Consider the following 25,999-nt stretch of genomic DNA (forward strand, 5'->3'; position numbering starts at 1 on the left):
CGACTTACACCGGGGGACCGGCTATCCGATTATGTTGGCGACCAATACAGCGAACGGTGAAAGCCGTCAGCGCCGCGTCGGTGAGGGCCATCTAGGAGCACACCCGGATCCGGTCAACGCCTTTTTGTAGAATTATCGAAACATTCACGTAAAACATAACGATTCCAACATCTTGCCACTCGCGTCCAATCAATCATACGTGGCAGCAGAGGTAATCTGAAACCACAGGCTCAGGCGAGCCAGGTCAACACCAACCCAAAAGGCCGGATTCGACCAAGCGACTCACGAACCATATCTCGCCCTTTGCGCCACGCGATGAGACAGGCTCGCGACCTCACGGGCGACCCGCCGCCAGACCGTTCCGTCACCGCGACTCAGCCGGTCTGCCCGAGGGCTCTACGCCGCCGTTTAGCAGATCATGCCAGGGAGGCGCCAATTGGATGCCAGAATATGCCCGATCCCGGCGCGTATCCGGCGTATTCAGCTGCACATATGCGTAGACATCGGTGTAAGGAGGCGTCTGAACGAGGATTTGCATGAATATCGAAACCGATCATCGGGGCAACACTGCCCCCCCTGCTCCCGAAATCGCCAATCTCGAGCAGCTCGACGAGCGCCTGCGATGGCTATCGTCCTGGACGATCCATAACGCCAATCACCTGCGTGAAAATCGCGACGGCCTGAAGGTTGGTGGGCATCAGGCCAGTTGCGCCTCGATGACGGCAATCATGGCGGCGCTTTACTTCCACGCGCTCGGCCCGAACGATCGCGTCGCGGTGAAGCCCCATGCCGGCCCGGTGCTGCATGCGATCAATTACCTGCTCGGGCGGCAAAGCCTCGACAAGCTGAAGACTTTTCGCGGCTTCGGAGGGGCGCAGAGTTATCCCAGCCGGACCAAGGACAGCATCCCGGTCGATTTCTCGACCGGGTCGGTGGGGCTGGGCGTTGCAATCACCGCTTTTGCAAGCCTGGTCCAGGATTACGTCATCGCGCATGGCTGGAACGCACCCGAAAGCGCGGGGCGAATGGTCGCGCTGATGGGCGATGCGGAACTGGACGAAGGCAATATCTACGAGTGCCTGATCGAAGGTTACAAGCACGATTTGCGCAATTGCTGGTGGATCATCGACTACAATCGCCAGTCGCTGGATGCGACCACGGCGGACCGGATGTTCCGCCGGTTCGACGACATTTTCGAAACCTGCGGTTGGCGGGTAATCACACTGAAGCATGGCAAGATGCAGCAGGCGGCCTTCGCCCGTCCCGGCGGCAAGGCGCTGCGCGACTGGATCGAAAACTGTCCCAATGCCGATTTCGCCGCGCTCACCTATCAGGGCGGCAGCGCGTGGCGCGAACGGCTCGAGCGGGACCTGGCCGACAGCAAGGCCACTCTCAAACTGCTGGCGGATTACGACGATGCCGCACTGCACATGCTGATGACCAATCTGGGCGGCCATTGCATGGAAAGCCTGGTGGAAGCCTTCGACGACGCAGCCGACGAAAAGCCGACGGTGTTCATCGCTTATACGGTCAAGGGCTTCGGCCTGCCGCTGGCGGGACATAAAGACAACCATGCCGGGTTGATGACCCCGACCCAGATCGGGACCTTGCGCGAGGACATGGGTATTGCCGAAGGCGAAGAGTGGGAGCCCTATGCCGGGCTCGGCGGCAATGCGGCTCAGGCTCTGAAGGATTTCGTGCGGAAATCGCCGCTGGCCGCGCGCGAACCGGAAAGCCCGGCGGAGACCTATTCCGTGCCCGCCATCACCGTTCCGTCGGGAGCGATGCAATCGACCCAGGGCGCTTTCGGCAAGATCCTGCACGAGCTCGCCAAGTCGGACAGCGAGCTGGCTGCTCATCTCGTCACCACTTCGCCCGATGTTACGGTGTCGACCAATCTGGGTGCCTGGGTCAATCAACGCGGCCTGTTCCGGCGCCAGGAATTGCAAGACGTATTCCAGCACGCGCGCATCCCCTCGACCCAGAAATGGTCCGGCCATGCGGCAGGGCAGCATCTGGAACTCGGGATCGCCGAACACAATTTGTTTCTGGCGCTGGCCGCCTTCGGCCTTGCCGGGCCGCTGTTCGGCAAGCGCGTGCTCCCGATCGGCACGGTGTACGATCCCTTCATCGCACGTGGGCTCGATGTGCTCAATTACGCCTGTTATCAGGATGCGCGCTTCCTGCTGGTGGCAACGCCATCGGGCCTGACACTGGGGCCGGAAGGCGGCGCGCATCAATCGATCAACACCCCGCTGATCGGGATGGGCCAACCCGGCCTAACCTATTTCGAACCCGCTTTCGCCGACGAGCTGGCGCTGCTGATGGAATGGAGCTTCGACCATATGCAGCGCGATGATGGCGGATCGGTCTATTTACGCCTGTCGACTCGCGAGATCGAACAGGTCCCGCGCGAGGACAGTGGCTGGCGAACGGATGCCGTCAAGGGCGGCTACTGGCTCAAGCGTCCCGGTTCCGAAACTCAGGCGGCGCTGGCCTTTACCGGGGCCATCGCGCCGGAAGTGCTGCGGGCCTGGGCGATGCTGGCAGAGGATGTCGAAGGGCTGGGGCTGCTGAACGTCACCTCCCCCGACCTTCTCCACCGCGACTGGTCGGCACGGCAGGCTTCACGCTGGCAAGCCGAAGCCGCGCCGCCGTCGCATGTCGAAACCCTGCTCGGCGCGCTGCCTGCCGAAGCGGGACTGGTCACCGTGATCGACGGCAGTCCCGGCGCGCTGTCCTGGCTGGGCGGAGTGAGGGGCCAACGGGTCAGCGCGCTTGGCACCGACAGATTCGGGCAGACCGGCGATCTCATCGACCTGTATCGCGAATATCGCCTCGATCCCGATGCAATCGTCGAAGCGGCCGCCGAATTGTTCCTGAGGTAGATGGTATGCCGATCGAAGTTACCCTTCCCGCCCTGTCTCCGACGATGGAATCGGGAACGCTCGCCAAATGGCTCGTCTCCCCCGGCGATACTATCGCTGCGGGCGACTTGCTTGCCGAAATCGAAACCGACAAGGCGACGATGGAATTCGAGGCCGCCGAAGACGGCGTGGTCGCCGAACTGAAAGTGTCCGCCGGCACCGAGGATATCCCCGTCGGCGCCGTCATCGCGGTGATGGCGCAGGAAGGAGAAGCCGTGCCTTTTCCCAGCGGCGATCGGGAGCGGGCCGCAATCCAACCATCCGCGCAGCAACCGGAGGATGCGGACGACGCGGCGCAACACCTGCCGCCTTCCACCCCCCTTGCCGGGGGATCGGTTGCCGCCGCGGCCGTGCCGGTCGATAGTAGCGCCGACGCCACGGCGCTGGCCTCTCGCCTGGCTGCCGCGAAGGGAGTGGGCTTGGCTTCGTTGACCGGCAGCGGACCGGACGGACGCATCTTCTGGCGCGATATCGTGACGGAAACCCCTGCCGCCACCCCGCCCGAACGGGCGTCTTCTGGTGCAAAGGCGGCTCCGATCCCGGCGACGAATGGGCCGGTGGAAGGCGTTCCGCACGATGCACACCCGCTCAGCACCATGCGCAAGGCCATCGCGCGCCGTCTGAGTGCATCCAAACAGACGGTCCCACATTTCTATCTATCCGTGACCTGCCAGATCGATGCGTTGATCGATCTTCGCCAGCGGCTCAACGAGGAACTGGTCCCGGACGGGATCAAGCTTTCCGTCAATGACATGCTCATCCGCGCCATGACCCTGGCATTGCGGCGCGTGCCCGACGCCAATGCGGGGTTCGGCGGCGATAGGCTTTATCGCTATCGCCGCGTCGATATTGCGATGGCCGTCGCTGTCGAAGGCGGGTTGGTGACACCGGTCATTCGCGACGCCGGAGCGAAGAGCCTCGCCGCGATCGCCACAGAGGCGCGTGATTTGGTCGAAAAGGCGCGCGAGGGTCGGCTCATGCCCGAGGATTACCAGGGCGGTACCGCCTCCATCTCCAATCTCGGTATGTATGGTATCGACGCGATGGGACCGGTCATCAATCCGCCGCAGGGCCTAATCCTGGGTGTGGGCTCGGGTCGCGAGGGGCCGTGGTCGCAAGATGGTGCGATCGTTTCGGCCCGCCTGCTCACCGCGACCGCCAGTTTCGACCACCGCGCGATCGACGGAGCGACCGGAGCCGATTTCCTTGCCGAATTCCGCAGGCTAGTCGAACAGCCAATGCTGATGCTTACCTAAACGGTGCGGACAAATTGGCTGAATCCTTGATGCCGGAATTCATTCATCGCTGGCAGAATTCCAAGACCTCAGAGCAGCTTTCGCACAGGGCAAGTGCAGTGATAGCAATGGCATATGTCCTTTGAATATATGTGCATCAGACCGAACCACGGACGTCCCAAAACGACCGGTTTTCAGTCGCGCATCGAATTGATTTCATTATCCTGGCCGGTCATTTCCCATCGGATGAGCGAGATCGGGATCGCCCCTGCCGCCCGGAAACGATCGTGGAACGACTTGATGTCGAACATATCACCTTCCTGCATTGCGACTTCAGCCATGAGCTTTTCCAGTTCGATCTTCCCCATATAGTATCCGATGCCGTAGCCGGGTTGACGCAAATAGAGCTCGATATCGAACTGAGCCACGGCATCACCAGGCTTCATCCATTTGGGTGTGCGAGCGATTAGCGAGGCATTGGCTTCTGCCCAAGTCCAGGAATTCTTCTGCATCATCAGTTCGGGCAGAATGCGGGCCGCGCGTTTGGCACCCAGGATATAGTCGATCTCCCGCGTTTTCGGTCTGTCGTCGAGCAACCCCGCCTGCAGGATCATCTCTTCGAGATAGAACGCCCACCCCTCGTTGCGCACACCGTCAACAAAGAACATACGCGGCTCCCCACGGATCGGGCGCGTATCGCGCGCCGCCTGCAATCCATCAAAGGCATGGCCAGGAAGGTTATGCGCGCGCAGCGGGCGCCCATCCCGGAATTCGGCCTGGAAGAAGAAGTGAAGGTCAAGAGGGGGAGCGAACAGCCCCGGCTTGGAAGGATCCTTTTCGAACGGGAACTGATAGGGGCCCTCTTGCGGATCGTGGGCGAGATAATCGGGGATCGTGACCCAATCGCCCTCGCGCAAGAAGTGCAGGAGATCTTCGTCTTCCGCCTTCCGCTTGGCATCGAATTCGGCACGGGTTCGGATCGGAGCCGGCATCGGAATGTCGCGATTGCGATGCTCCTCGATCTTCAGGAATGCGATCTGGCGCTGATATTCGCGCTCGCCAAGCGTTTCGATCTCATTCACTGTATACGGGAGCAGCAGGACGTTTTTCAAATACCAGGCATAATTCTCCCGCCCTACTCCACCATGCGCGGGAAGCTGCGCCTCGATGCTTTCCAACCACACCTTGAACTCGCGGGCAGCGGTTTGCGCACGACGTGCCGGCGCGACCAGTTCCGGCTGCAATCGCGCCGCTTCTTCGGCAAGCTGGCCATAGACGTTCACCTCAACCTGCTTCTGGGCGATCGCGAGGCGCGCAAGATCGCCGCGCGCGTCGGTGAGGTTGTCCCGCGCCTGCCGCAATGCCTCCGGCACAGCGTCGAGCCTGGCCGCCATTTCGGCCGCCTCAAACTGATCAAGCGGCAGATCGGGAATGGCGATCGCACCGTGCATTTTCGGCCCGAAGCCAAGGTTCGTCGTACTGTAGAACGCTGGATCGCGCTTCCATGGCTGAAGAACGCGGTGCTGAAATTCGAACCCACGCATCTCGGCCAGCACGACCATGTAATCTACGCGCTGCGAGATCGGCCAGTTGCTATCGTCGATGGCGCGCAATCGGGATTTAAGGGCCTTCAGCTCCGCATATTGGCGCGTCATCACCTCTGGCGAATAGTCGGGAACGCCCTTTACCATCGGCGGCGGCACGATGGACCGGAATTGCGAATAGAGCAGCTGAAGCGCACGATAGCCGCTCGGCTCGGTCTGCTGCTGCGCGGCAGCCGGCGTCGCAAGCATCGTCGGCTTGGCTGCGATCGACATCAGCGCAGCGGCGCAGAGCAAGATAAGTCTCATCAATCCCTCCCAGTCGGTACCCGGCCCGTCTTCCTCACAGATCGTTGAAAAAGCGCGCGAGCCTGTCCATTCCTTCGGCTATCCGCGCTTCCGATTCCGAGCCGAAACACACGCGTAAATGACCTTCGCCGCCCGGGCCGTAGAACGCACCCGATTCGACGACGACATGCGCCTCTTTGAGTATGCGCATCGCCAGATCTTGCGAATTGAATCCGGTGCCGGTGATATCGGGAAAGGCATAGATCGTCCCCTCCGGCTCCACACAGGACACACCTGGCATCTGATTCAACGCTTGGACCACAATGTCGCGCTTGCGCCGATCGGCCTCGACGATTGCCTGCATACCATCCTGCGGCCCGTCGACAGCGGCACGCGCGCCCTCCTGAACGAAAACGTTGACATGCGTAACATCGGTCATGGCAACACGCAGGATAGCAGGCATAAGACGGGAGTCGGCGGCTAGATAGCCGATGCGCCAGCCATCCATGGAATAGGCCTTTGTAAAGGCATAGCAGCTGATAGTTCGCTCGCGCATTCCCGGCAGGCTTGCGATGCTGACATGCCGGACGCCGCCATATGTAATATACTCGTAGACCTCGTCGGACAGGACCAGCAGATCATGCTCGATCGAGAGGTCGGCGACATGCTGCAGCTCTTCACGGGTATAGACCCTGCCGGTGGGATTGGCCGGATTGACCAGAACGATCATGCGCGTTCGATCGGTAATCTTTGCCGCGATGTTCTCGCGCGAGATGGCAAACTCATTGGCCTTGTCGAGCTCGGCGATCACCACCGTGCCGCCAGCCAGTTCTGTCTTCCCGACATGTTGCGGATAGAACGGGTCGAGCAGGATCACTTCATCGCCCGGGTCGATCGCGGCCATGAAAGCTGCAAAAGAGGCGTGCGTCAGGCCATTGGTCACCAACACTTCATCGACCCCGTAATCCAAACCGTTGAAATCGCGCAACTTGCGAACCAGGGATTCTCGAAACGAAAGCGTCCCACGAAAATCACCATAATGGACGATGCCAGCATCGAGCGCTGCCTTTGCGGCCTCCTTGATGTGATCGGGCGTGTCGGCGTACGGACGTCCGAATTCGAGATGAATCAGATCCACGCCTTCTGCATCGAGCTCGCACGCTGCATCGTACATCCCAAAACTTTTCTTCGATCCCGCCGCAAGGCGTCGCGCAGGCCATTTCATCGTCGCACCTCCAATTCCCTCATACATGTGCATAATTGTGTGATATACGATATTTCAAGCTTAAAATTTTAGGGTTGAAATATATCGCATGCCGACTTAGCCATGCGGCCATCGGCAAAATGATGAGGGAGTTGGCGAGGTGAAGATCGCATGCGCAGGCGGAGGCCCAGCGGGCCTCTATTTCGCCATCTCGATGAAACTCCGCAATCCGTCTCACGAGATTGACGTATTCGAACGCAATCGAGCAGACGATACGTTCGGCTGGGGTGTCGTTTTTTCTGACCAGACAGTCGAAAACCTGATGGCCAACGACGCGGTCAGCGGGGAAATCATCCGCGACGAATTCGCCCATTGGGACGATATCGAGGTTCACATCCACGGCCAGTGCATCCGCTCCGGCGGGCATGGATTTATCGGCATTGGGCGCAAACGTCTGCTCGCGATACTGCAGGAACGTGCCCGTGAACTCGGCATTGGCTTGCATTTCGAGCACGAAGCCAGCCCGGCACTCGCCGCTTGGAATGACTACGATCTGGTGATTGCCGCAGATGGGGCGAACAGCCGCATTCGCACCGCTCACGCCGAGCATTTCGATGCCGACATTCAGGTCCGGAAGAACAAGTTCTTCTGGTTCGGGACCGCCAAGCGGTTCGATGCCTTTACCTTTGCGTTCGAGCAGACCGAAGCTGGGTGGGTATGGGCCCATGCTTATCGCTTTGATGGCGATCTATCGACTTTCATCGTGGAGATGGAGCCAGAAACCTGGCGACGGCTCGGCCTTGATCGAATGGATCAGCCAGAAGCCATCGCGCTGTGCGAATCGATCTTCGCCAGCCATCTAGACGGGCACGAACTGATGTCCAACGCCTCGCATCTCCCGGGGCCGCAGGCTTGGCTCAATTTCCGCCGCATCGTAACCGAAAACTGGTCATACGATAAATTCGTGCTGCTCGGAGACGCAGCTCACACCGCGCACTTTTCTATCGGCTCGGGTACCAAGCTCGCACTGGAAGATGCGATCAAACTGGCGGAAGTCCTCAACCGCCCCGGGCTCAGCCGGGAACAGGCGCTTGCAGAGTATCAGGCGGAGCGCAGCGTCGAAGTGCTGAAGCTGCAGAACAGCGCGCGCAACTCGACCGAATGGTTCGAGACGCTCGATCGCTATCTGTCGTTTCCTCCGCTCCAGTTCGCCTATTCGCTGCTTACCCGGTCTCAACGCGTCAGCCACGAAAATCTTCGTCTGCGCGACCAGGCGTGGCTGGAAGAGGTGGAACGCTGGTTCCAAGCTCAAGCACCAAACGGGTGCGACGAAATCGCCCCGCCCATGTTCGCCCCGTACAAACTGCGCGAAATGTCGTTGCACAACCGGATCGTGGTTTCGCCGATGGCAATGTACAGCGCCACGAACGGCACGCCCGACGATTTCCATCTGGTCCATTACGGCGCCCGCGCGCAAGGCGGTGCCGGGCTCGTTTATACTGAAATGACCTGTGTGTCGGCCGACGGTCGGATTACGCCCGCATGCCCTGGCATGTACGCTCCCCAACACGTTGCGGCGTGGCGACGCATTACCGACTTCGTACATCGCGAAACCCGGGCCAAGATATGCCTTCAACTCGGCCATTCAGGGGCCAAAGGCTCCACCAAGATCGGCTGGGAAGGGATGGACGAACCGCTCGACCGCGATAATTGGCCGCTGATCGCCGCTTCCGATGTGCCGTGGAGCGAGGCCAGCCAGGCCCCGCAACCGATGACCCGGGAAGACATGGACCGGGTCCGCGACCAATTCGTCGCCGCCACGCAGCGCGCTATCGAGGCGGACTTCGACATGGTGGAGATGCACGCGGCGCACGGTTATCTGCTTTCGAGCTTCATTACGCCGCTGCAGAACCGCCGTAACGACGAATACGGTGGCTCGCTGGAGAATCGCCTGCGCTATCCGCTCGAGGTGTTCGCCGCCATGCGCGCTGTCTGGCCAGCCGAACGCCCCATGTCGGTTCGTATTTCCGCGACCGACTGGATGGGCACCGCCGGCGTGACGCCTGACGAAGCGGTGCGGATCGCAGACGCGTTCCATGCCGCGGGTGCCGATCTGATCGATGTTTCCGCGGGTCAGACATGGGCGGCATCGCGACCGGTTTACGGTCGGATGTTCCAAACCCCCTTTGCCGACCAGATCCGCAACGAGGCGCGTGTATCGACAATGGCCGTGGGCAACATCTTCGAAACCGACCACGTCAATTCCATCCTCGCCGCCGGCCGTGCTGATCTGGTCGCGCTGGGCCGACCGCACATGATCGATCCCATGTGGACATTGCGGGCAGCAGCGCAGCACGAATACGACGGGGCGGCCGTGCCCCCGCCCTATCTTGCAGGCATGGCACAATTAACCCGCAATCTGAAACGTGCCGCAGAGATGGAAGCAGCGCAGAATGGCTAGCTTGCGTCTGAAGGGCGTCCACGCCGTCGTCACCGGTGGTGGATCGGGCATCGGCGCAGCCATCGCCTCTGCGTTGGCAGCCGAAGGGGTGCGCTTGACCTTGGTCGGCCGAACAAGCCAAACGCTGGAAAAGACAGCAGTGGAACTGCGCGCCGAGTTGGCGTGCGAGGTCCATACAGAGACTGCGGACGTGGCGGACCGCCAGGCGGTGGATGCGGCTTTCGCATCCGCGCGCGCCGAACACGGCCCCATTGGTATTTTGATCAACAATGCCGGAATCGCATCGAGCGGTCCCTTCGCCGACATATCGACCGAGACGTGGCGCCAGACGATGGCGATCAACTTGGACGCGTTGTTTCATTGTAGCCAGGCGGCACTTCCCGATCTGCTGGCGGCACCGGCAGGCCGCATTGTGACCGTGGCGTCTACAGCCGGGGTGAGGGGCTACGCCTATATCGCGCCCTATGTTGCATCGAAACACGGTGCCATCGGCCTGACCCGTGCCCTAGCGATCGAATATGCGCGAACGCCGCTGACCGTGAACGCCATCTGCCCCGGCTTCACCGATACCGGAATAGTGGAAACGGCGGTCGCGAAAATTCAGACCGCCACCGGGCGCAGTGCAGAACAGGCGGCGGCTGAACTTACGCGCTTTAACCCACAGAAGCGACTTATCGAACCCGTCGAAGTGGCGGATGCGGCGACCTGGCTTTGCCTTCCTGCCAGCCGGTCGATAACCGGACAGACCATTCTGGTGGCTGGTGGAGAAGTGATGTGAACGACAGCTCGGTGGCGCTCGATTATCGGGCCAGCGATGCCAAACAGCGCGACAGCGTACGGCTCTGGCTGCGACTGCTGACGTGTACACGGATCATTGAGAAGCAAGTCAAGCGGCGTTTTGCCGATCAATACGATATCACGCTTCCCCGCTTCGACGTGATGGCCGCGCTCGATCGTCATCCGGAAGGGATGACGATGGGGCAATTGTCGCAGGCACTGCTCGTATCCAACGGCAACGTTACAGGTGTCGTCCAGGCACTGGTTCGCGATGGATATGTGGGCGTCGCCCCTTCCCCCACCGACGGCCGATCGTCGATCGTTCGTCTGACCGAGCAGGGCCGCCATTGCTTCACAGGACTGGCAGAGGCCCACCAGGACTGGATCGACGCGATGCTCGGCGGCCTGGGGCACGACCGACAGACCACACTCTACGAGCTTCTCGGCACGCTCAAGGATACGCTGGCGGCACAAAATGGGAAAGGATGAGGCATGAACCCGGAACAGTTCTCGCCGGAACACTTCGACTGGCAGTTTGCCGATGGTGTCGCAACCGTCACGCTTGATCGGCCCGAACGCAAGAACCCGCTGACGTTCGAAAGCTATGCGGAACTGCGCGATACCTTCAGGGCCCTGAGCTACACTCCGGCGGTCAAGGCCGTGATCGTCACCGGGGCCGGCGGCAATTTTTCGTCAGGCGGCGATGTCCACGAAATCATCGGACCGTTGACGGAAATGCCAATGCCCGAACTGTTGGCGTTCACCCGGATGACCGGCGATCTGGTCAAGGCCATGCGGGCCTGTCCGCAGCCGATAGTCGCGGCGATTGATGGAATCTGCGTGGGCGCCGGTGCGATCATGGCAATGGCGTCGGACATGCGGATCGCGACACAGAGAGCCAAGACCGCATTCCTGTTCACGCGGGTTGGCCTGGCGGGATGCGACATGGGGGCTTGCGCGATATTGCCGCGCATCATCGGTCAAGGCCGAGCGTCGGAACTGCTTTACACAGGTCGGATGATGACTGCGGAAGAGGGTGAACGTTGGGGATTTCACAACCGTCTGGTCGCCCCTGAAGCATTGGCAGACGAGGCTCTTGTTCTCGCCCGATCGATAGCCTGCGGCCCGACTTTCGCCCACGGGATCACCAAGACACAGCTCAATACTGAATGGGCAGTTTCGATTGAGACGGCGATCGAAATGGAAGCGCAAGCGCAGGCGATCTGCATGGCGACCAACGACTTCCGACGCGCCTTCGTGGCGTTCGCGGCCAAGCGCACTCCAGAGTTCGCAGGCGACTGATGGCCGACCGGAGTTTTCTCGACTGGCCCTTCCTTGATGATGGCCACCGCCAGCTTGCCATCGATCTGGAAGCATGGTGCGGCGACCATTTGACGGACGATCATCCCGAGGACATCGACGGTGCATGTCGCGCACTCGTCCGCGCGTTGGGAGAGGCAGGGTGGCTACGCTATTGCGTGCCGGCAGCCTATGGCGGCATCTACGAAAGGCTGGATATCCGTTCGCTCGCACTGATCCGCGAAACCCTGGCGCGCCATTCAGGTCTGGCCGATTTCGCCTTCGCAATGCAGGGGCTCGGCTCGGGGACAATAAGTCTCTTCGGTACCGAAGAGCAGAAGCAAGCCTATCTGCCTAAAGTTGCTGCCGGAAGGAAAATTGCGGCTTTCGCATTGACCGAGCCGGTGTCGGGCTCCGACGTCGCGGCAATGGAGACAAGCGCAGATCGCAAACCGGCGGGATACCGCGTCAACGGGGCGAAGACCTATATTTCCAATGGCGGCATCGCCGATTATTATATTCTATTCGCGCGCACCGGCGAGGCGCCGGGGGCCAAAGGCGTCTCGGCGTTCATCGTCGACGCCGAAACCCACGGGCTGACGGTTACCGAACGGATCGCGGTAATCGCGCCGCACCCGTTGGCAACTTTGACATTCACCGACATGGATTTGCCGGAAACGGCTCTGCTCGGTGAGGCGGGCCGCGGATTTGCCGCCGCTATGGCAACACTCGACATTTTCCGCACGACAGTGGGCGCCGCCGCGCTTGGCTTCGCCCGTCGCGCGCTCGACGAAGCGACCGAACGGGCACGCGTGCGCAAGCTGGGGAAGGGGGTGCTGGCGGACAATGCCGTTACACAATCCAAGCTGGCGGAAATGGTGCTCGATATCGATACCTCAGCCCTGCTGATCTATCGCGCGGGATGGCTGCGCGACGTGCGGGGAGAACGCAACTCGCGCGAAGCCGCGCTCGCCAAGCTGCATGCGACGGACAGCGCACAGCAGGTTATCGACAAGGCCGTGCAGATGTTTGGCGGGCTCGGCGTTACCGTGGGCAGTCCGGTCGAAGCACTCTACCGCGAGGTCCGGGCTCTGCGGATCTATGAGGGCGCATCCGAAGTGCAGAAAGTGGTCATCGCGCGCCAGCATCTTGCACAAAGCGCCAACTGATGTTCACCACCCGCCTGCCCCTGCGCTTTGCGCACTGCGACCCTGCGGGCATCGCATACTATCCGCGCTATTTCGAACTGTGCGACGCGGCGGTCGAGGACTGGACCGCGGCTGTGCTCGGAGTGGACAGAAACACGATGCATGGCGAATTGGGCATGGGGCTGCCGACGGTAGACCTCAAGGCCGAGTTCACGGCACCGAGCCGGCTGGGCGACATGCTCGACTTCACCGTCCGGATCTTGCGGATTGGCAGGAGCTCGCTCGATCTCGGCATCGACATCACTTGCGGCGGCGAAGCGCGCTTCGCTGTTCGCTCCACTGTGGTTCTTATCGATCTCGCCAATATGCGCGCGCACCCCTGGCCTGCCGACTTTCTCGATCCCCTCACAAGACACGCACTTTCCGACAAGGACCCTTCATGAGCGCCCATCAATCTCTGCTCCCCCCCGGCTGGCCACGACCGCGCGGATATAGCAACGGTATCGCGGCCAGCGGGCATATGATCTTCACGGCCGGAATCGTCGGATGGGATGAGAACGAGATATTCCAGCGTCACGACCTTCCCGGCCAGTTCCGTCAGGTGCTGGAAAACACCTTGGCCGTCTTGGCTGAAGCCGGTGCCGGTCCCGAACATATCGTTCGCATGACCTGGTACATCACCGATCGGGAAGAATACCTCGCCAGCTTGTCCGCCATTGGCGCCGCGTATAGCGAACTTCTTGGACGCAATTTCCCCGCGATGGCGGTGGTGGAGGTAACCGGGCTGGTCGAGGCGGCGGCAAAAGTCGAGATCGAGACCACGGCGGTAATCCCGGCGGCCTCACGTTGATGAGCGGCGTGCAGAGGTTCGACTGGTCCGATGCCTTTCTTCTGGACGAACAGTTAAGCGAAGAAGAGCGGATGATCCGCGATGTCGCCAGAGCTTATGCGCAGGACCGGCTCGCCCCCCGTGTGATCGATGCATTCGCTCAAGAACAAACCGATCCAGACATCTTTCGCGAGATGGGTGCCTTGGGGCTGCTTGGTCCGACAATCCCGGAAGCCTATGGAGGTGTCGAAGCATCCTATGTGGCTTACGGTCTCATCGCGCGCGAAGTGGAACGGGTAGATTCGGGATATCGTTCGATGATGAGCGTCCAATCCAGTCTGGTCATGTATCCTATTCACGCCTTCGGTTCGCAGGAACAAAAGGGCCACTATCTTCCTCTTCTCGCGAGTGGGAAAATGATCGGCTGCTTCGGCCTGACCGAGCCCGATGCAGGTTCCGACCCCGGCGGAATGCGGACACAAGCGGTCAGAACCGCTCGCGGCTATCGTCTGAACGGGACGAAGACCTGGATTTCCAATGCTCCCATCGCCGACTTATTCGTCGTGTGGGCCAAGTCAGAAGCCCACGGGGGCGCGATCCGCGGTTTCGTGCTCGAGAAGGGCACGCCCGGACTGTCGGCGCCAAAAATCGAAGGCAAGCTCAGTTTACGCACATCGATTACGGGCATGATCGTGATGGAGGACGTGGAGGTGCCGGAGACGGCGCTGCTCCCCGAAGTGGCGGGCCTGAAGGGGCCGTTCTCCTGTCTCAATCGCGCGCGCTACGGGATCAGTTGGGGCGCTTTGGGCGCTGCCGAATACTGTTTTCATGCCGCCCGCCAATACGGCCTCGACCGCCATCAGTTCGGCCGGCCGCTGGCGGCGACGCAGCTCTATCAGAAGAAGCTCGCCGATATGGAGAGCGAGATCGTTTTGGGGCTCCAGGCGAGCCTGCGGGTCGGGCGACTGATCGATCAGGGAGGGTTCGCGCCCGAAATGATTTCAATCGTCAAGCGCAACAATGTCGGCAAAGCATTGGACATTGCCCGCACAGCACGGGACATGCACGGTGGCAACGGTATCAGCGCCGATTATCAAGTGATGCGCCATGCCATGAACCTGGAAACCGTCAATACGTATGAAGGAACGCATGACGTTCACGCGCTGATCCTGGGTCGCGCCATCACCGGAATTCCGGCGTTCTGACAGGGACAGCAGGCCCACCCCACCACAGTCTGGCAATGCCTACTCCCGAGGCGATGGCGCACGTTTATCGAGCTTTTCCCTCCGTTTCGCTTGAAAACGCTTTATTTTGCGAACAAGATCGCTATCGGAGATAGGATCAAATTCACGCAAAAACCGTTAAGCAATCCCTTCGCGCCGGTCGGTCGGAGAGGATTCTTGGTATGGGATTGCGGACAAACCAGACCTGTGCTCGATTGGACCGGCTCTGTCGGCCGTCAATGCGGGTGACGGGAAAAGCATTCGAGGGACAGTATGAAAGCAGTGTTGGGCAAAAGATCGCAAGATATTGTTGAAGATCAGATAGATCGCGGTGACTACAACCCCAGCAGTGCGACATTCCGGCTGGCCAATTCACCTTTTTATCTGATGGCTCACGCCGATTTCAAATATCACGAAGATATGGATAAGGTGCTGCACAAGCACGGGGTCTCGAAACCAATCTATCGAGTGATGACGGTACTTCGCGAGCGCCAGCCTGCAAGTATCGGCACCATCGCCGAAGCCGCGCTGACCAAACGTTCAACAATCAGCCGGATCATCGATCGCATGCTCGAGCAAGGTTTGGTAACGGCCGAGCCCAATGCCGAGGATAACCGCATTACCGAAGTGACGCTCACCGCCGCTGGAGAACAGAGGCTGCGCAAGCTGACGCCCATAGTGGGACGGCAATTCATGCGGGCGATGGATGGGATCAGCAACCGCGATATCGCTCACCTTCTTCGTACGCTTCAGAAAATTAGTGCGAATCTCAGCAAATTGCCGATCGAGTAGGATCCTCAACCCGCCAACCGAACAACTTCGTCACCAGCGATGACCCAGCACACCCCACAGCTTCTGTAGCGAAGCAGCGCGTATGATCGAGCCCTCGGCAATCTCATCGCGATCCGCCACGTCGCCGCAGACTGGATACCCTTCCCGCTGACCATCCGATGAGCTGCCACACGCTTCGCCTCGAATTTTCGGAGCGGACGTTGCACCCATGCCGCATTATGTGCAATTACATATGACTTAGCGCGTGATTTATTTAATAAGGCGCGTCCGATCGGTTTCGGATCAGCGTTGGCTCGAACTCAACTGTCCCCAGAGAGAGCGCGGCATGCGACCACAATCGCGATCCATAGAGAAAACGATGCTTCGCGACGCGCTGCAGCTTGCGCAAGCGGGCAAGCTGAACGCTGCCGAGCAGAGGCTGCTGGCGGTTCTGGACGCAATGCCGCTCCAGCCGGACGCGCTGCAATTGCTCGGCATGGTGGCGCGGCAGCGAGGCGACCATTACCGAGCCGTAGACCTGTTTCGCAAATCGCTGGCGGCGCATCCCCGACAGCCGCACGTGCTCAACAATCTGGGCAACAGCCTGCTGGATCGTGGGGAGATCTCCGAAGCCGCCGAGGCTTATCGCGAAGCGCTGCAGCTTCTTCCAGCCTACAGCGATGCCCGCATCAATCTGGCTCTTTCGCTGACGCGGCTCAAAGAGTTCGAGGAAGTGGAAGCGTGTCTCGCCCCGCTACTCGATCGTGCTTCTTCGAACGGGCGGGCCTGGGCCGTCCTGGCTGAGATGCGCGGCGCGATCGGGGATCATCCGGGTGCGGTCGAGGCCTATCGGCTTGCCCTGCAGGCGGCGCCGGATCATTTGCCTTGGCGGCACAATCTCGCGGTCGCGCTGCGACAAACCGGACGCGCGCACGAAGCCCTGTCGATCTTGCTCGAATGCGCGGCGAGCTCTCCCGAACGGGCTGAGATACCCTACAACCTCGGCCATTGCCTGCAGGATCTGGGTCGTTTCGAAGACGCAGCGCAGGCCTATCGCCATGCGATCAGACTGGCACCAACCGATGCCGCCATCCACGAATCGCTGAGCCGAATGCTTTGGCATCAAGGTAGGGTCGCGGAGCATGTCGTAAGCTATCGAAAGGCCCTGGAAGCTCATCCGGATCACCCGGATTTGCTGGAAGGCCTCGCTAGGCGTCTGACGCTGGCGAAAGAGCCCGAGCAGGCTGTCGAGCTACTGGAAACGGCGGTGTCTCGCGGCGTTAGCGGGGCCGGACATCTCTGCCTTCTCGGCCAGGCGCTATGGTCTTCCCGCAGGGCGGCGGACGCAGCTAGAGCGTTTGATGCGGCCCTTAAGGCAGAACCGGAACACGCGCCGACCTTGCGGGAATATGCTCGCATCCTATTGATACTGGAACGGTATGACGATGCGCTGTCGCTGATCCGGCGTCGGCTCGCCTCCGACCCAAACGATCAGCAGATGCTGGCATTGCAAGCTATCGTCTGGCGGCTGAAAGGCGATCCGAAGTACGAATGGCTCGAAAACCCCGATTTTATCCGGACTTTCCGGCTCGGTCCACGGACCGGCAACGCCGAGGGGTTCAATAGCCGACTTAACCGTACGCTACGAGCCTTGCACAGCGGCCAGCAGGCACCGCTGGAGCAGACTTTGCGCGGCGGCACGCAGACTGCCGACGACTTATTCGACAGCGACATTCCCGAAATCGCTGCGGTCCGGGCCATGATCGAAGAAGCGGTGGCGCGATACATCGCCGCTCTGCCCGATGATGCGGACCATCCCTTTCTGTGTCGCAAAGCCGCAGGCTTCTCTTTTTCCGGCTCGTGGTCGGCGCGGCTGGGCACGGGCGGGCACCATACCAACCACATTCATCCCGCCGGCTGGATCAGTGCCGTCTATTATGTCGCGCTGCCTGCCAGTTTGGAAGGTGACGAAGGTTGCTTGAAATTCGGCGAAACCGCTCTGCATCTGGGGCGGCACGAGCGTACCCTGCGTACCATATGTCCCGAACCCGGCCTTCTCGTCCTCTTCCCTTCGTACTTTTACCACGGCACGGTTCCATTCTCTGCCGAGGCGCATCGGATGACGATCGCTTTCGACGTAGTGCCGACGGCTAGGTTGTGATGTTAGTTGCATATGCAAGTTTTATAGCTAACGTGCGAGATGAGAGGAGCCAATAGATGACCATTATCCAGCAACTCGCCGCCGAGATCGCTTCCGGGGCGATCCGAACGATCGATCTCACGCAGACGCTATCGCCCGACACCCCGACTCTCGTCCTTCCACCCGAGTTCAATCAGTGCGCGGGTTTCAGCAAAGAAGAGATCTCGCGCTATGACGAGCGCGGTGTCGCCTGGTATTGGAACAATTTCACCGTCAGCGAGCATACCGGCACCCATTTCGACGCTCCAGTCCACTGGGCATCGGGCAAAGATCTTCCGAACAATTCGACCAATACGATCCCCCCCGCCGATTTCCTGGCGTCGGCGGTCGTAATCGATATGTCGCAGCAGTCCGCCGCCGATCCTGATTACCTGCTGACCGTAGCCGATATCGAAGCTTGGGAAGAAGCCCATGGCTGTATCCCGCCCCGCAACTGGGTCCTGTTACGGACCGATTGGTCGAAACGAGAGGGCGAAGCCTACACCAACCGGCACGAAGACGGTGCGCATACGCCCGGACCCACGACTGAGGCGGTTCGCTTTCTGCTGGAACAGCGAGACATTCACGGCTTGGGTGTGGAGACAATCGGCACCGATGCCGGGCAGGCTCATCTGCTGGACCCGGCCTATCCCGCACACACGCTGATCCACGGCGCGGGGCGCTACGGATTGCAGTGCCTCGAAAACCTCGATCTGCTTCCAGCGACCGGCAGCATCATCGTGGCCGCGCCGCTCAAAATCGAAGACGGTTCAGGCAGCCCGCTACGCGTCCTGGCGCTGGTGGCCGATTAGACGCATGGCGGAACGCTCTTTCAAGGCGGAGATCGAACGGCTGAAGCTCGGCGAGGGAGAAACCTTCCATGGTGAAGGGATTCTCGCCGTTACCAAGGCCCTGTTGGAAAGTGGCGTCGCCTATGTGGGCGGATACCAGGGTTCGCCGATCAGCCATCTAATGGATGTGTTCTCCGACGCCAGCGAGCTTATGTCCGACCTAGGCGTCCATTTCGAAAGTTCGGCCAGCGAGGCCACGGCCGCCGCCATGCTCGCTGCTTCGGTCAATTATCCGTTGCGTGGCGCTGTGGCCTGGAAATCCGTGGTCGGGACGAATGTCGCATCCGATGCTCTGTCCAATATCGCATCCGGCGGGGTCACGGGCGGCGCCCTGATCATCCTCGGCGAAGACTATGGCGAAGGCTCGTCTATCATGCAGGAACGCACGCATGCCTTCGCGATGAAATCGCAAATGTGGCTGCTTGATCCGCGCCCCAGCCTGCCGGTGATCGTCGACATGGTGCAAAAGGGCTTCGAACTGTCAGAGGCATCGAACACGCCGGTGATGCTGGAACTGCGTGTCCGCGCCTGCCACGTCACCGGAAGCTTCACCGCGCGCGACAACCGCCGTCCACCGCTAACCGTGGCCGAAGCAGCGGCCAAGCCTTCGCGCGATGTCGACCGGATAGTCTTGCCACCGGCAAACTTTCTGCACGAAGTCGAGAAAATCGAGAAACGCTGGCCGTCCGGGGTGGACTTTATCCGGCGGAACACGCTGAACGAACATTTCGGCCCTGAAGAAGATGAGATCGGCATCATCGTTCAGGGCGGCATCTTCAACTCGCTCAATCGCGCGCTAGAACTGCTCGATCTGTCCGATGCTTATGGCAAGGCTTCACTGCCGATATATGTTCTCAACGTTACATATCCGCTGATCCCCGAGGAAGTGCGCGACTTCTGTGCCCGCAAACGGGCTGTGCTTGTGGTGGAAGAGGGCCAGCCCGAATTCATCGAACACGAACTGAACACGCTGATCCGTCGCGCCGGTCTCGATACGATGGTGTGCGGCAAGGACTTTCTGCCGCGAGCCGGCGAATATACTGCCGATGCAATCCGGGACGGGGTTGCGGAATTCCTGCGCGGACACGCACCAAGCCGCGCGCCGAAGCCGAAACCTGCGCCGCCCCCGGGCTTAATGCCTGCCACCGTCCCGCCCCGACCGGCAGGCTTCTGCACCGGTTGTCCTGAGCGGCCGATCTTTTCGGCTATGAAACTGGTCCAGAAAGAGATCGGCGAACTTCACGTATCGGCCGATATCGGGTGCCATCTGTTTTCCATCCTGCCGCCGTTTCACATCGGCAACACCACAATGGGGTACGGCCTCGGCACCGCAGGCGCGTCTGCTTTCAAGCCCGAGGGCAAACGCGCCGTGGCGATCATGGGAGACGGCGGTTTCTGGCATAACGGGCTGACCTCGGGGATCGGGAATGCGGTATTCAACCAGGACGACAATCTGACAATCATCGTCGATAATGGTTATTCGGCGGCAACGGGCGGGCAGGATATCCCGTCATCGCGCGCCAAGCCGCCCCATCGCAAGACCAACAACCCTATCGAACGCGCGGTACGCGGAGTCGGGATCACCTGGGCGCAGACGCGCACCCGGACCTATGATGTGGCCGGTATGCGCGATGCCATTCGCGATGCACTGACCTCGCGCGAAAAGGGGCCGAAAGTTCTGATTGCACAATCCGAATGCCAGTTGAACCGACAACGCCGGCTCAAGCCGCAGGTCGCCCATGCTCTGAAGAGCGGCCAGCGGGTGGTGCGCGAACGCTTCGGCGTCGACCCTGACACATGCACCGGCGACCATAGCTGCATCCGGTTGTCGGGATGCCCTTCGCTCTCGATCCGTGCGAACCCCGACCCCTTGCGACAGGACCCGGTTGCGCATGTGGAGAACAGCTGTGTGGGTTGCGGCGTGTGCGGCGAGGTAAGCCATGCCGCTATCCTGTGTCCTTCCTTTTACAAGGCACAAATCATCAGCAATCCGAACCGGGGCGACCGTATCCGCCAGCGGATACGGCAATGGGTGATCGGCGCGCTTCAGCGGCGCGACGAACGCATGCTGGCGGCGAGGGCTTTCTGATGAAGCAACGCAAGCGAATTACCATCGCAGTCCTGGGCCTGGGCGGACAGGGCGGCGGCGTATTGGCCAACTGGATAGTACAACTGGGCGAGATGTGTGGCTACATCGCACAAGGAACCTCGGTGCCCGGTGTGGCTCAGCGCACAGGCGCCACCGTCTATTACGTGGAAATGATCCCCGCCGAGGAAACGCAGACCCCTGTTCTGGCTTTGATGCCGGTTCCAGGCGACGTAGACATCGTCGTCGCTTCGGAACTGATGGAGGCGGGACGCGCGATCCTTCGCGGCTTCGTATCCACAGACACGCTGCTCATTGGATCGACCCACCGTGTCTACGCGATCAGCGAAAAGACCGCGATGGGCGATGGGCGCGCCAGCAGCGAGCGTATTCTCACCGCAGCGAAGGACCGCGCAAGGCGCTTCATCGGCTTCGACATGGAAGCTGCGGCGCAGGCAAACGGCTGCGTGATCAGCTCAATCATGTTCGGCGCTCTTGCGGGGAGCGGCGGCCTGCCTTTCCCGCGCGAAGCCTTCGAGACAGCGATCCGTGCCGGCGGGAAAGCCATCGACGCCAATCTGCGCGGTTTCGCGGCGGGGTTCGATGCGGCAGAGGGCAAGTCCAGCTCACGCGATGTATTCGTGGAGGATCGCCCGGAACCCACCAGCGAGGCCGGTCGCGCATTGGCAAACCGGGTGGAGCAGCGCCTTCCCCCCGAAGCGCATGCTTTCGCGCTGGAGGGCGTCAGGCGCCTGATCGACTATCAGGATCGTGCCTATGCCGAACTGTATCTCGATCGATTGGAGGCCTTGGCCGGTCCAGGCGCCTTGCTGACGGAGGCCGCGCGTCACCTGGCGCTATGGATGTCCTACGAGGATACGATCCGGGTCGCTGCGCTCAAAATTCGCCGCACACGGTTCGCGCGTGTGCAGGAGGAAGTGAAAGCCCAAGATGGCCAGATCGTCCAGTTGACCGAGTATCTCCACCCCCGGCTTGAGGAGATCTGCGAGACACTGCCCTTGTCGATCGGTCGTCGGCTCCTTGCCAGCAAGCGAGCGAAGCGCCTTTTCGAACCACTGTTTGCGAAAGGCCGTCACGTCGAGACGACCCGTTTGCGCTGGTTCCTTGCACTATATGCGCTCGCTGGCTGGCGGCGATGGCGGCGTGGAACGTTGCGCTACGCGCTCGAACAGGCACGGATAGAGGACTGGTTAGCTCTCGTGCGCTCAGCCGAGCCCGCCAGCGCGCTGGAGCTGGTCAAATGCCAGCGTCTGATCAAAGGCTATGGCGACACGTTCGAGCGCGGCCTGCGCAATTTCGATCTGGTGATCGACCGCTACCGCCAGGGAGGGATCGATGCTGCCACGATTGCGCGCCTGCGCGAAGCTGCGCTGGCAGATGAAGATGGGAAAGCGCTGGCGGCCGCCCTCGCCGCCTAGGCCCCCATTTCAGTCTATTCGCCGACGGAGGCTATCCACGCATCGACCTGCGCCTCCAGCAGTGTCATCGGCAACTGGCCTTGCGCCAGGACGAGATCGTGAAACACGCGAATATCGAAACGGTCGCCCAGCGCCTGTTCGGCTTGCTCGCGCAACGCGATGATCTTCAACTCGCCGACCTTATATGCCACCGCCCCGGCCGGTGCGCCAATGTAGCGCGCCAGTTCGGTATCGATATTGACATCCGCCAATGCGGTATTGTCCTCGAAACACTTGCGCGCCCGGTCATAATCCCAGCCCATCACGTGAATGCCCGTATCCACGACCATGCGGCAGGCCCGCCACATCTCGGTCGATAAGCTGCCAAACTTCTCATAGGCATCGCGATAGACGCCCATTTCATGCCCCAGCCGCTCTGCGTAGAGCGCCCATCCCTCACGGAAGGCGAGCAGATCGCGTGATCGACGAAAGTTGGGCAGCGCCTTGTTCTCTTGATTGAGGGCACCGTGCGTATGGTGTCCGGGCGCGGCTTCGTGCAGGCTGAGCGCAGGCACCTCGTATAAAGGGCGCTGATCAAGATGGGACGTATTGACGATGAAAGTGCCGGCAATACCTTTCTCCCTATCGCCCCCGCCGCCGCCGCGCGCTGTCGTGTAATATTCTTCCAGTTCCGGAGGGACGGGGACAATTGTGAACGGCTGGCGCGGAAGGTGGGAAAAGTATCGCGGCAGCACCCCATCGATCCGTTTCGCTGCGGCGGCGTATTTTTCGATCAGTTCCTCACGGCTGGTCGCGTAGAATTGCGGGTCGGTGCGCAGGAAATGCAACCACTCGGCAAAATCCCCGTCGAACCCGGTAGCAGCAATTACGGCGTCCATCTCGGCACGAATACGGCGCACTTCCGAAAGGCCCATCGCATGGATTTCCTCAGCCGAAAGATCGGTCGTGGTATAATAGCGGAGCAAGAAATCATAATATTCCCGCCCGCCGGGCACCGCCGATATGCCTAGGTCCGGTCTCGCAGCGTCCCGATACGCGCCGTCGATGAAATCCAGCATCGCCTGCTGCGCCGGCCGTATCTCCTTTTCAACCAGGCCTTGCGCCTGCGCTGCCATGGCAGGAAAGCGCTCCAGCGCATCCACCATAGGATCATCTGCAGACGATCGCGCGATCTGCTTGCGCAGTATCGCCACGGCAACATCAACCACGATTGCAGGATGCGTCCAGCCGGTCGCTATGCCGCGTTCCAGGTTCGCCCTCTGTTCGACGAAATACCGGGGTATTCCGCGCATGCGCGCCAGCCAGGCCTTGGCTTCCTCGGCATTGTCGGGATCGAGCTTGCGGGCGGCGGCATAAGGAGTGTTGTAGAACCCTTCATGTGCAACGAAGGCGAACCGTCGCTCGTCGAAATCGATTCCTTCGATCCGCCATCGGATCAGCGCACGCAGATGATCGCGGTTGATCCGATCTTCCTGTCCCAGCGCGTGTTCGGCAAGTCCGTCCAGAGCGTCGGCCAAACGCCGCAATTCGGCCCTTCGCCATGCCATGTCTTCGGGCGTTTCCGCAGGCCATCCTTCGCGCGAGGATGTCGGATCGGATCGCCCCGCTTCCATCGGATATTCTGCGGCGAACGTCTCGTACCGCTCAATGACATCAGAAAGGTCGGGCGCGCTCGCCGCCACTAGGAACAGCGCGGCCGAGCAGATCGCCACCGAACGCGGCAATCGGGCGACCCGCGACGAAGAAGGAGAGGGCATATCGCTTATCCTTTAGTGTCAAACTTGGGTGAAGAGCTCGGCGGCGAAAAGGCTCCGGACGCATTGCGCTGGAATTTGGTTCGGCCTAATTGCCCCTCATGGACGCCTTTCGATCCGGAAATCCGCGCACCCCTGCATTCCGGGTCAAGCGGTATCCATTCTACCTGCTCACGCGGCTGATCAGCCGTTACAACACGATTATCGACGCCCGGCTGCGGGCAATCGACCTCGATATCCCGAGTTGGCGCGTACTGATGATCTTGGGCGAGAAATCGCCTCGCAGCGCGCGCGATATCGCCGATACGGCGGTGATCAATCTTTCGACGATGACCCGCATCATGCAACGGATGATTACGGCGGGGCTTATCACCAAGACCCAGAGTGAGACCGACGCCCGGGTTTCGATGGTTGCGCTCGCGCCGGAAGGCGAAGAGCGGCTGGCAACGGCGCGGCAGGTGACTGCCCCGATATACGAACATCTTGTCGAGGGACTGACCGCCGACGAATTCGAACAGCTCGTTGCGCTGCTTAACCGACTTCACGACAACCTGGAACCTCTGGCCATCTGACAGCACTCCCCGCTCAGTCCGATATATAAGCCAGCGACATCAGAAGCTTGGGCAGCAGTGCGGCGATCGCGTGGAAGCGAATGGGTTCGGGGCGGCTTGGCTTGACCGACAATACCTCCCGATCACCAGTGGCGAGCATTTCCGCCACTTCCGCCCCCAGGGCGGTATTCGTCGCGATACCCCGACCATTACAGGCCTGGATCGCAATCGCTTCGTCTCCCAAGTCATAGACTTCGGGCAGCAGAGATGTGTTGACCCACGCCAGACCCCGCCAGAGATGAGAGATTTCCGGGTCCGGGAGCGCCGCGAAGTTCTGCCGCAAACGCCGCTCGGCCTCGCGACATTGAGCACGCTCGCTCCGTACGAACAATGTCGTAGGATAGCCGGAGATCAAGTGTCCGAGACCATCGGTACGCGCGGTGAATAGATAGGGGCGCTTGTCCGTAAATGCGCCGCCTTCCGGAAGCGTCGCCATCCGTTCCTGCGGGGACAGAGGCGCGGTCGCGAACTGGACGACGTGAAGCGGCAGGCTCGTGCGTGCCATGGCCGGATGCAGCGCCGCGTTTCCACCGTTTGCGGCAAGGACAAGCCGCCGGGACCGTATCGTCCCCTCTCGCGTTCGACAGACCCAGGTTCCACCACGCCTTTGCAGTGAAATGACCCGGCTATCGGCAAAAACCCTGGCTCCGCCATCAAGCGCAGCTCTGACAATGCCGCGCACATAGCCGAGCGGGTTGAGGCTGCCGCCAGCTGCGAAACGCAATGCACCCGAATATCGCTGACTTCCAAATAGGCGTTCGCTTGCTGCCGCTTCCACGAACTCGACATCATAACCCAATGCCCGCCACTGATCGGCATGAGCTCTCTGGTTCTTCGCCATGACCCCCGTGTGGGCGGGCGTATAGAACCCGTCCTGCCGGGGGTCGCAGTCGATCCCGTGCTTATCGATCAAATCGAAAACGAAACCGGCCGAATCGCCGATCATTCTGGTCAGGCGCGCCCCCGCCTCCGCACCCAATGTGTCGCGGATGGTGTTGGGTGAATGGCGGATGTAGTCGGGGGCGACCAGCCCACCGCTTTGCCCGGTTGCCCCTCCACCCGGCTGATCGCCTTCGACTAGCGCTACCTCAACTCCGCGTTCGGCAAGGTGCAGCGCTGTTGTAGCTCCTGCGATCCCGCCACCGATCACGAGAACATCTGTTTCCGACTGACCGCGTAGTGGCGCCAATAGAGGCCCCGGGGCCGCAGTGGAGAACCACAATGGTCGGTCGGTTGCGGCACTGCTGCGCCTGTTCGCGATAACGGCCGGGGGCACTCTACCGCTTGCCTTCGCGCGAGATATGCGTCCGCCAGGGAGACCGCATCTCCCGTCGCTGCCCGATGGCGGGTACCACTTCATCACTGTGACTTTCCTG

20 protein-coding genes are annotated in these 25,999 nt (G+C 60.9%); 16 read left to right on the top strand and 4 right to left on the bottom strand.

What is annotated here, in order from left to right:
* The first annotated feature begins 536 nt into the window (after window positions 1-536).
* Together L5849_RS07655 and L5849_RS07660 are read left to right on the top strand one after the other, a co-directional pair.
* Entirely contained in the window at window positions 537-2,888 is a 2,352-nt protein-coding gene (locus L5849_RS07655; protein ID WP_236925088.1) for a transketolase, read from the top strand.
* 5 nt (window positions 2,889-2,893) lie between these two features.
* On the top strand, window positions 2,894-4,183 hold the full coding sequence (locus L5849_RS07660; RefSeq protein ID WP_236925089.1) for a dihydrolipoamide acetyltransferase family protein: 1,290 nt from the start codon (window positions 2,894-2,896) through the stop codon (window positions 4,181-4,183).
* 173 nt (window positions 4,184-4,356) lie between these two features.
* Here L5849_RS07660 and L5849_RS07665 read toward each other — a convergent pair whose 3' ends face one another.
* A complete protein-coding gene (locus L5849_RS07665; protein WP_236925090.1) occupies window positions 4,357-6,012 on the bottom strand; it encodes a DUF885 family protein in 1,656 nt (551 codons plus the stop codon).
* A gap of 34 nt (window positions 6,013-6,046) precedes the next feature.
* Entirely contained in the window at window positions 6,047-7,165 is a 1,119-nt protein-coding gene (locus tag L5849_RS07670; RefSeq protein WP_236925091.1) for a pyridoxal phosphate-dependent aminotransferase, read from the bottom strand.
* 190 nt (window positions 7,166-7,355) lie between these two features.
* Between L5849_RS07670 and L5849_RS07675 the strand changes: the two genes are divergently transcribed.
* The 13 genes from L5849_RS07675 (at window position 7,356) to L5849_RS07735 (ending at window position 22,258) form a co-directional block, all read left to right on the top strand.
* Window positions 7,356-9,656, top strand: a complete 2,301-nt coding sequence (locus L5849_RS07675; protein ID WP_236925092.1) for a bifunctional salicylyl-CoA 5-hydroxylase/oxidoreductase — start codon at window positions 7,356-7,358, stop codon at window positions 9,654-9,656.
* On the top strand, window positions 9,649-10,434 hold the full coding sequence (locus tag L5849_RS07680; RefSeq protein WP_236925093.1) for an SDR family NAD(P)-dependent oxidoreductase: 786 nt from the start codon (window positions 9,649-9,651) through the stop codon (window positions 10,432-10,434). The genes L5849_RS07675 and L5849_RS07680 overlap by 8 nt, the downstream gene beginning before the upstream one ends.
* Window positions 10,431-10,922: a MarR family transcriptional regulator gene (locus L5849_RS07685; RefSeq protein WP_236925094.1), complete on the top strand. Its 492-nt coding sequence runs from the start codon at window positions 10,431-10,433 to the stop codon at window positions 10,920-10,922. Before L5849_RS07680 ends, L5849_RS07685 begins: the two co-directional genes overlap by 4 nt.
* A gap of 3 nt (window positions 10,923-10,925) precedes the next feature.
* The gene (locus L5849_RS07690) at window positions 10,926-11,735 is read left to right on the top strand and encodes an enoyl-CoA hydratase family protein (protein ID WP_236925095.1); all 810 of its coding nucleotides are present in this window, start codon (window positions 10,926-10,928) and stop codon (window positions 11,733-11,735) included.
* Entirely contained in the window at window positions 11,735-12,901 is a 1,167-nt protein-coding gene (locus tag L5849_RS07695) for an acyl-CoA dehydrogenase family protein (RefSeq protein WP_236925096.1), read from the top strand. The genes L5849_RS07690 and L5849_RS07695 overlap by 1 nt, the downstream gene beginning before the upstream one ends.
* Window positions 12,901-13,323, top strand: coding sequence for a thioesterase family protein (locus tag L5849_RS07700; RefSeq protein ID WP_236925097.1), 423 nt, complete (start codon window positions 12,901-12,903; stop codon window positions 13,321-13,323). Before L5849_RS07695 ends, L5849_RS07700 begins: the two co-directional genes overlap by 1 nt.
* The gene (locus L5849_RS07705) at window positions 13,320-13,730 is read left to right on the top strand and encodes a RidA family protein (RefSeq protein ID WP_236925098.1); all 411 of its coding nucleotides are present in this window, start codon (window positions 13,320-13,322) and stop codon (window positions 13,728-13,730) included. The genes L5849_RS07700 and L5849_RS07705 overlap by 4 nt, the downstream gene beginning before the upstream one ends.
* Window positions 13,730-14,914 carry an acyl-CoA dehydrogenase gene (locus L5849_RS07710; protein ID WP_236925099.1) on the top strand — a complete coding sequence of 395 codons (1,185 nt, stop codon included), beginning with the start codon at window positions 13,730-13,732 and terminating at the stop codon, window positions 14,912-14,914. Before L5849_RS07705 ends, L5849_RS07710 begins: the two co-directional genes overlap by 1 nt.
* A 291-nt stretch (window positions 14,915-15,205) precedes the next feature.
* The gene (locus L5849_RS07715) at window positions 15,206-15,724 is read left to right on the top strand and encodes a MarR family winged helix-turn-helix transcriptional regulator (protein ID WP_236925100.1); all 519 of its coding nucleotides are present in this window, start codon (window positions 15,206-15,208) and stop codon (window positions 15,722-15,724) included.
* A 358-nt stretch (window positions 15,725-16,082) separates the two neighbouring features.
* Window positions 16,083-17,864 carry a tetratricopeptide repeat protein gene (locus L5849_RS07720; protein WP_236925101.1) on the top strand — a complete coding sequence of 594 codons (1,782 nt, stop codon included), beginning with the start codon at window positions 16,083-16,085 and terminating at the stop codon, window positions 17,862-17,864.
* 56 nt (window positions 17,865-17,920) lie between these two features.
* Window positions 17,921-18,694, top strand: a complete 774-nt coding sequence (locus L5849_RS07725) for a cyclase family protein (RefSeq protein WP_236925102.1) — start codon at window positions 17,921-17,923, stop codon at window positions 18,692-18,694.
* 4 nt (window positions 18,695-18,698) lie between these two features.
* The gene (locus tag L5849_RS07730) at window positions 18,699-20,822 is read left to right on the top strand and encodes an indolepyruvate ferredoxin oxidoreductase subunit alpha (RefSeq protein ID WP_236925103.1); all 2,124 of its coding nucleotides are present in this window, start codon (window positions 18,699-18,701) and stop codon (window positions 20,820-20,822) included.
* The gene (locus tag L5849_RS07735) at window positions 20,822-22,258 is read left to right on the top strand and encodes an indolepyruvate oxidoreductase subunit beta family protein (protein WP_236925104.1); all 1,437 of its coding nucleotides are present in this window, start codon (window positions 20,822-20,824) and stop codon (window positions 22,256-22,258) included. Before L5849_RS07730 ends, L5849_RS07735 begins: the two co-directional genes overlap by 1 nt.
* A 14-nt stretch (window positions 22,259-22,272) precedes the next feature.
* On the opposite strand, the gene L5849_RS07740 is transcribed toward L5849_RS07735, so the two are convergent.
* Complete coding sequence (locus tag L5849_RS07740) at window positions 22,273-24,015, bottom strand: DUF885 family protein (RefSeq protein WP_236925105.1); 1,743 nt, start codon at window positions 24,013-24,015, stop codon at window positions 22,273-22,275.
* Window positions 24,016-24,113: 98 nt separating this feature from the next.
* Here L5849_RS07740 and L5849_RS07745 point away from each other — a divergent pair, with 98 nt between their 5' ends.
* Window positions 24,114-24,584: a MarR family winged helix-turn-helix transcriptional regulator gene (locus tag L5849_RS07745; protein WP_236925106.1), complete on the top strand. Its 471-nt coding sequence runs from the start codon at window positions 24,114-24,116 to the stop codon at window positions 24,582-24,584.
* A gap of 13 nt (window positions 24,585-24,597) precedes the next feature.
* Here L5849_RS07745 and L5849_RS07750 read toward each other — a convergent pair whose 3' ends face one another.
* Window positions 24,598-25,812: an FAD-binding oxidoreductase gene (locus L5849_RS07750; protein WP_236925107.1), complete on the bottom strand. Its 1,215-nt coding sequence runs from the start codon at window positions 25,810-25,812 to the stop codon at window positions 24,598-24,600.
* Window positions 25,813-25,999 lie beyond the last annotated feature (187 nt).

The organism is Erythrobacter sp. SN021 (genome assembly GCF_021864455.1).

Bases quoted from the DNA above. Each gene is read 5' to 3' on its own strand.
- L5849_RS07670 (WP_236925091.1), bottom strand. From the start codon at position 7,165: ATGTACGATGCAGCGTGCGAGCTCGATGCAGAAGGCGTGGATCTGATT.
- L5849_RS07710 (WP_236925099.1), top strand. From the start codon at position 13,730: ATGAGCGGCGTGCAGAGGTTCGACTGGTCCGATGCCTTTCTTCTGGAC.
- L5849_RS07735 (WP_236925104.1), top strand. From the start codon at position 20,822: ATGAAGCAACGCAAGCGAATTACCATCGCAGTCCTGGGCCTGGGCGGA.
- L5849_RS07730 (WP_236925103.1), top strand. From the start codon at position 18,699: ATGGCGGAACGCTCTTTCAAGGCGGAGATCGAACGGCTGAAGCTCGGC.
- L5849_RS07720 (WP_236925101.1), top strand. From the start codon at position 16,083: ATGCTTCGCGACGCGCTGCAGCTTGCGCAAGCGGGCAAGCTGAACGCT.
- L5849_RS07740 (WP_236925105.1), bottom strand. From the start codon at position 24,015: ATGCCCTCTCCTTCTTCGTCGCGGGTCGCCCGATTGCCGCGTTCGGTG.
- L5849_RS07745 (WP_236925106.1), top strand. From the start codon at position 24,114: ATGGACGCCTTTCGATCCGGAAATCCGCGCACCCCTGCATTCCGGGTC.
- L5849_RS07660 (WP_236925089.1), top strand. From the start codon at position 2,894: ATGCCGATCGAAGTTACCCTTCCCGCCCTGTCTCCGACGATGGAATCG.
- L5849_RS07665 (WP_236925090.1), bottom strand. From the start codon at position 6,012: ATGAGACTTATCTTGCTCTGCGCCGCTGCGCTGATGTCGATCGCAGCC.
- L5849_RS07690 (WP_236925095.1), top strand. From the start codon at position 10,926: ATGAACCCGGAACAGTTCTCGCCGGAACACTTCGACTGGCAGTTTGCC.
- L5849_RS07680 (WP_236925093.1), top strand. From the start codon at position 9,649: ATGGCTAGCTTGCGTCTGAAGGGCGTCCACGCCGTCGTCACCGGTGGT.
- L5849_RS07705 (WP_236925098.1), top strand. From the start codon at position 13,320: ATGAGCGCCCATCAATCTCTGCTCCCCCCCGGCTGGCCACGACCGCGC.
- L5849_RS07655 (WP_236925088.1), top strand. From the start codon at position 537: ATGAATATCGAAACCGATCATCGGGGCAACACTGCCCCCCCTGCTCCC.
- L5849_RS07725 (WP_236925102.1), top strand. From the start codon at position 17,921: ATGACCATTATCCAGCAACTCGCCGCCGAGATCGCTTCCGGGGCGATC.
- L5849_RS07700 (WP_236925097.1), top strand. From the start codon at position 12,901: ATGTTCACCACCCGCCTGCCCCTGCGCTTTGCGCACTGCGACCCTGCG.
- L5849_RS07695 (WP_236925096.1), top strand. From the start codon at position 11,735: ATGGCCGACCGGAGTTTTCTCGACTGGCCCTTCCTTGATGATGGCCAC.
- L5849_RS07715 (WP_236925100.1), top strand. From the start codon at position 15,206: ATGAAAGCAGTGTTGGGCAAAAGATCGCAAGATATTGTTGAAGATCAG.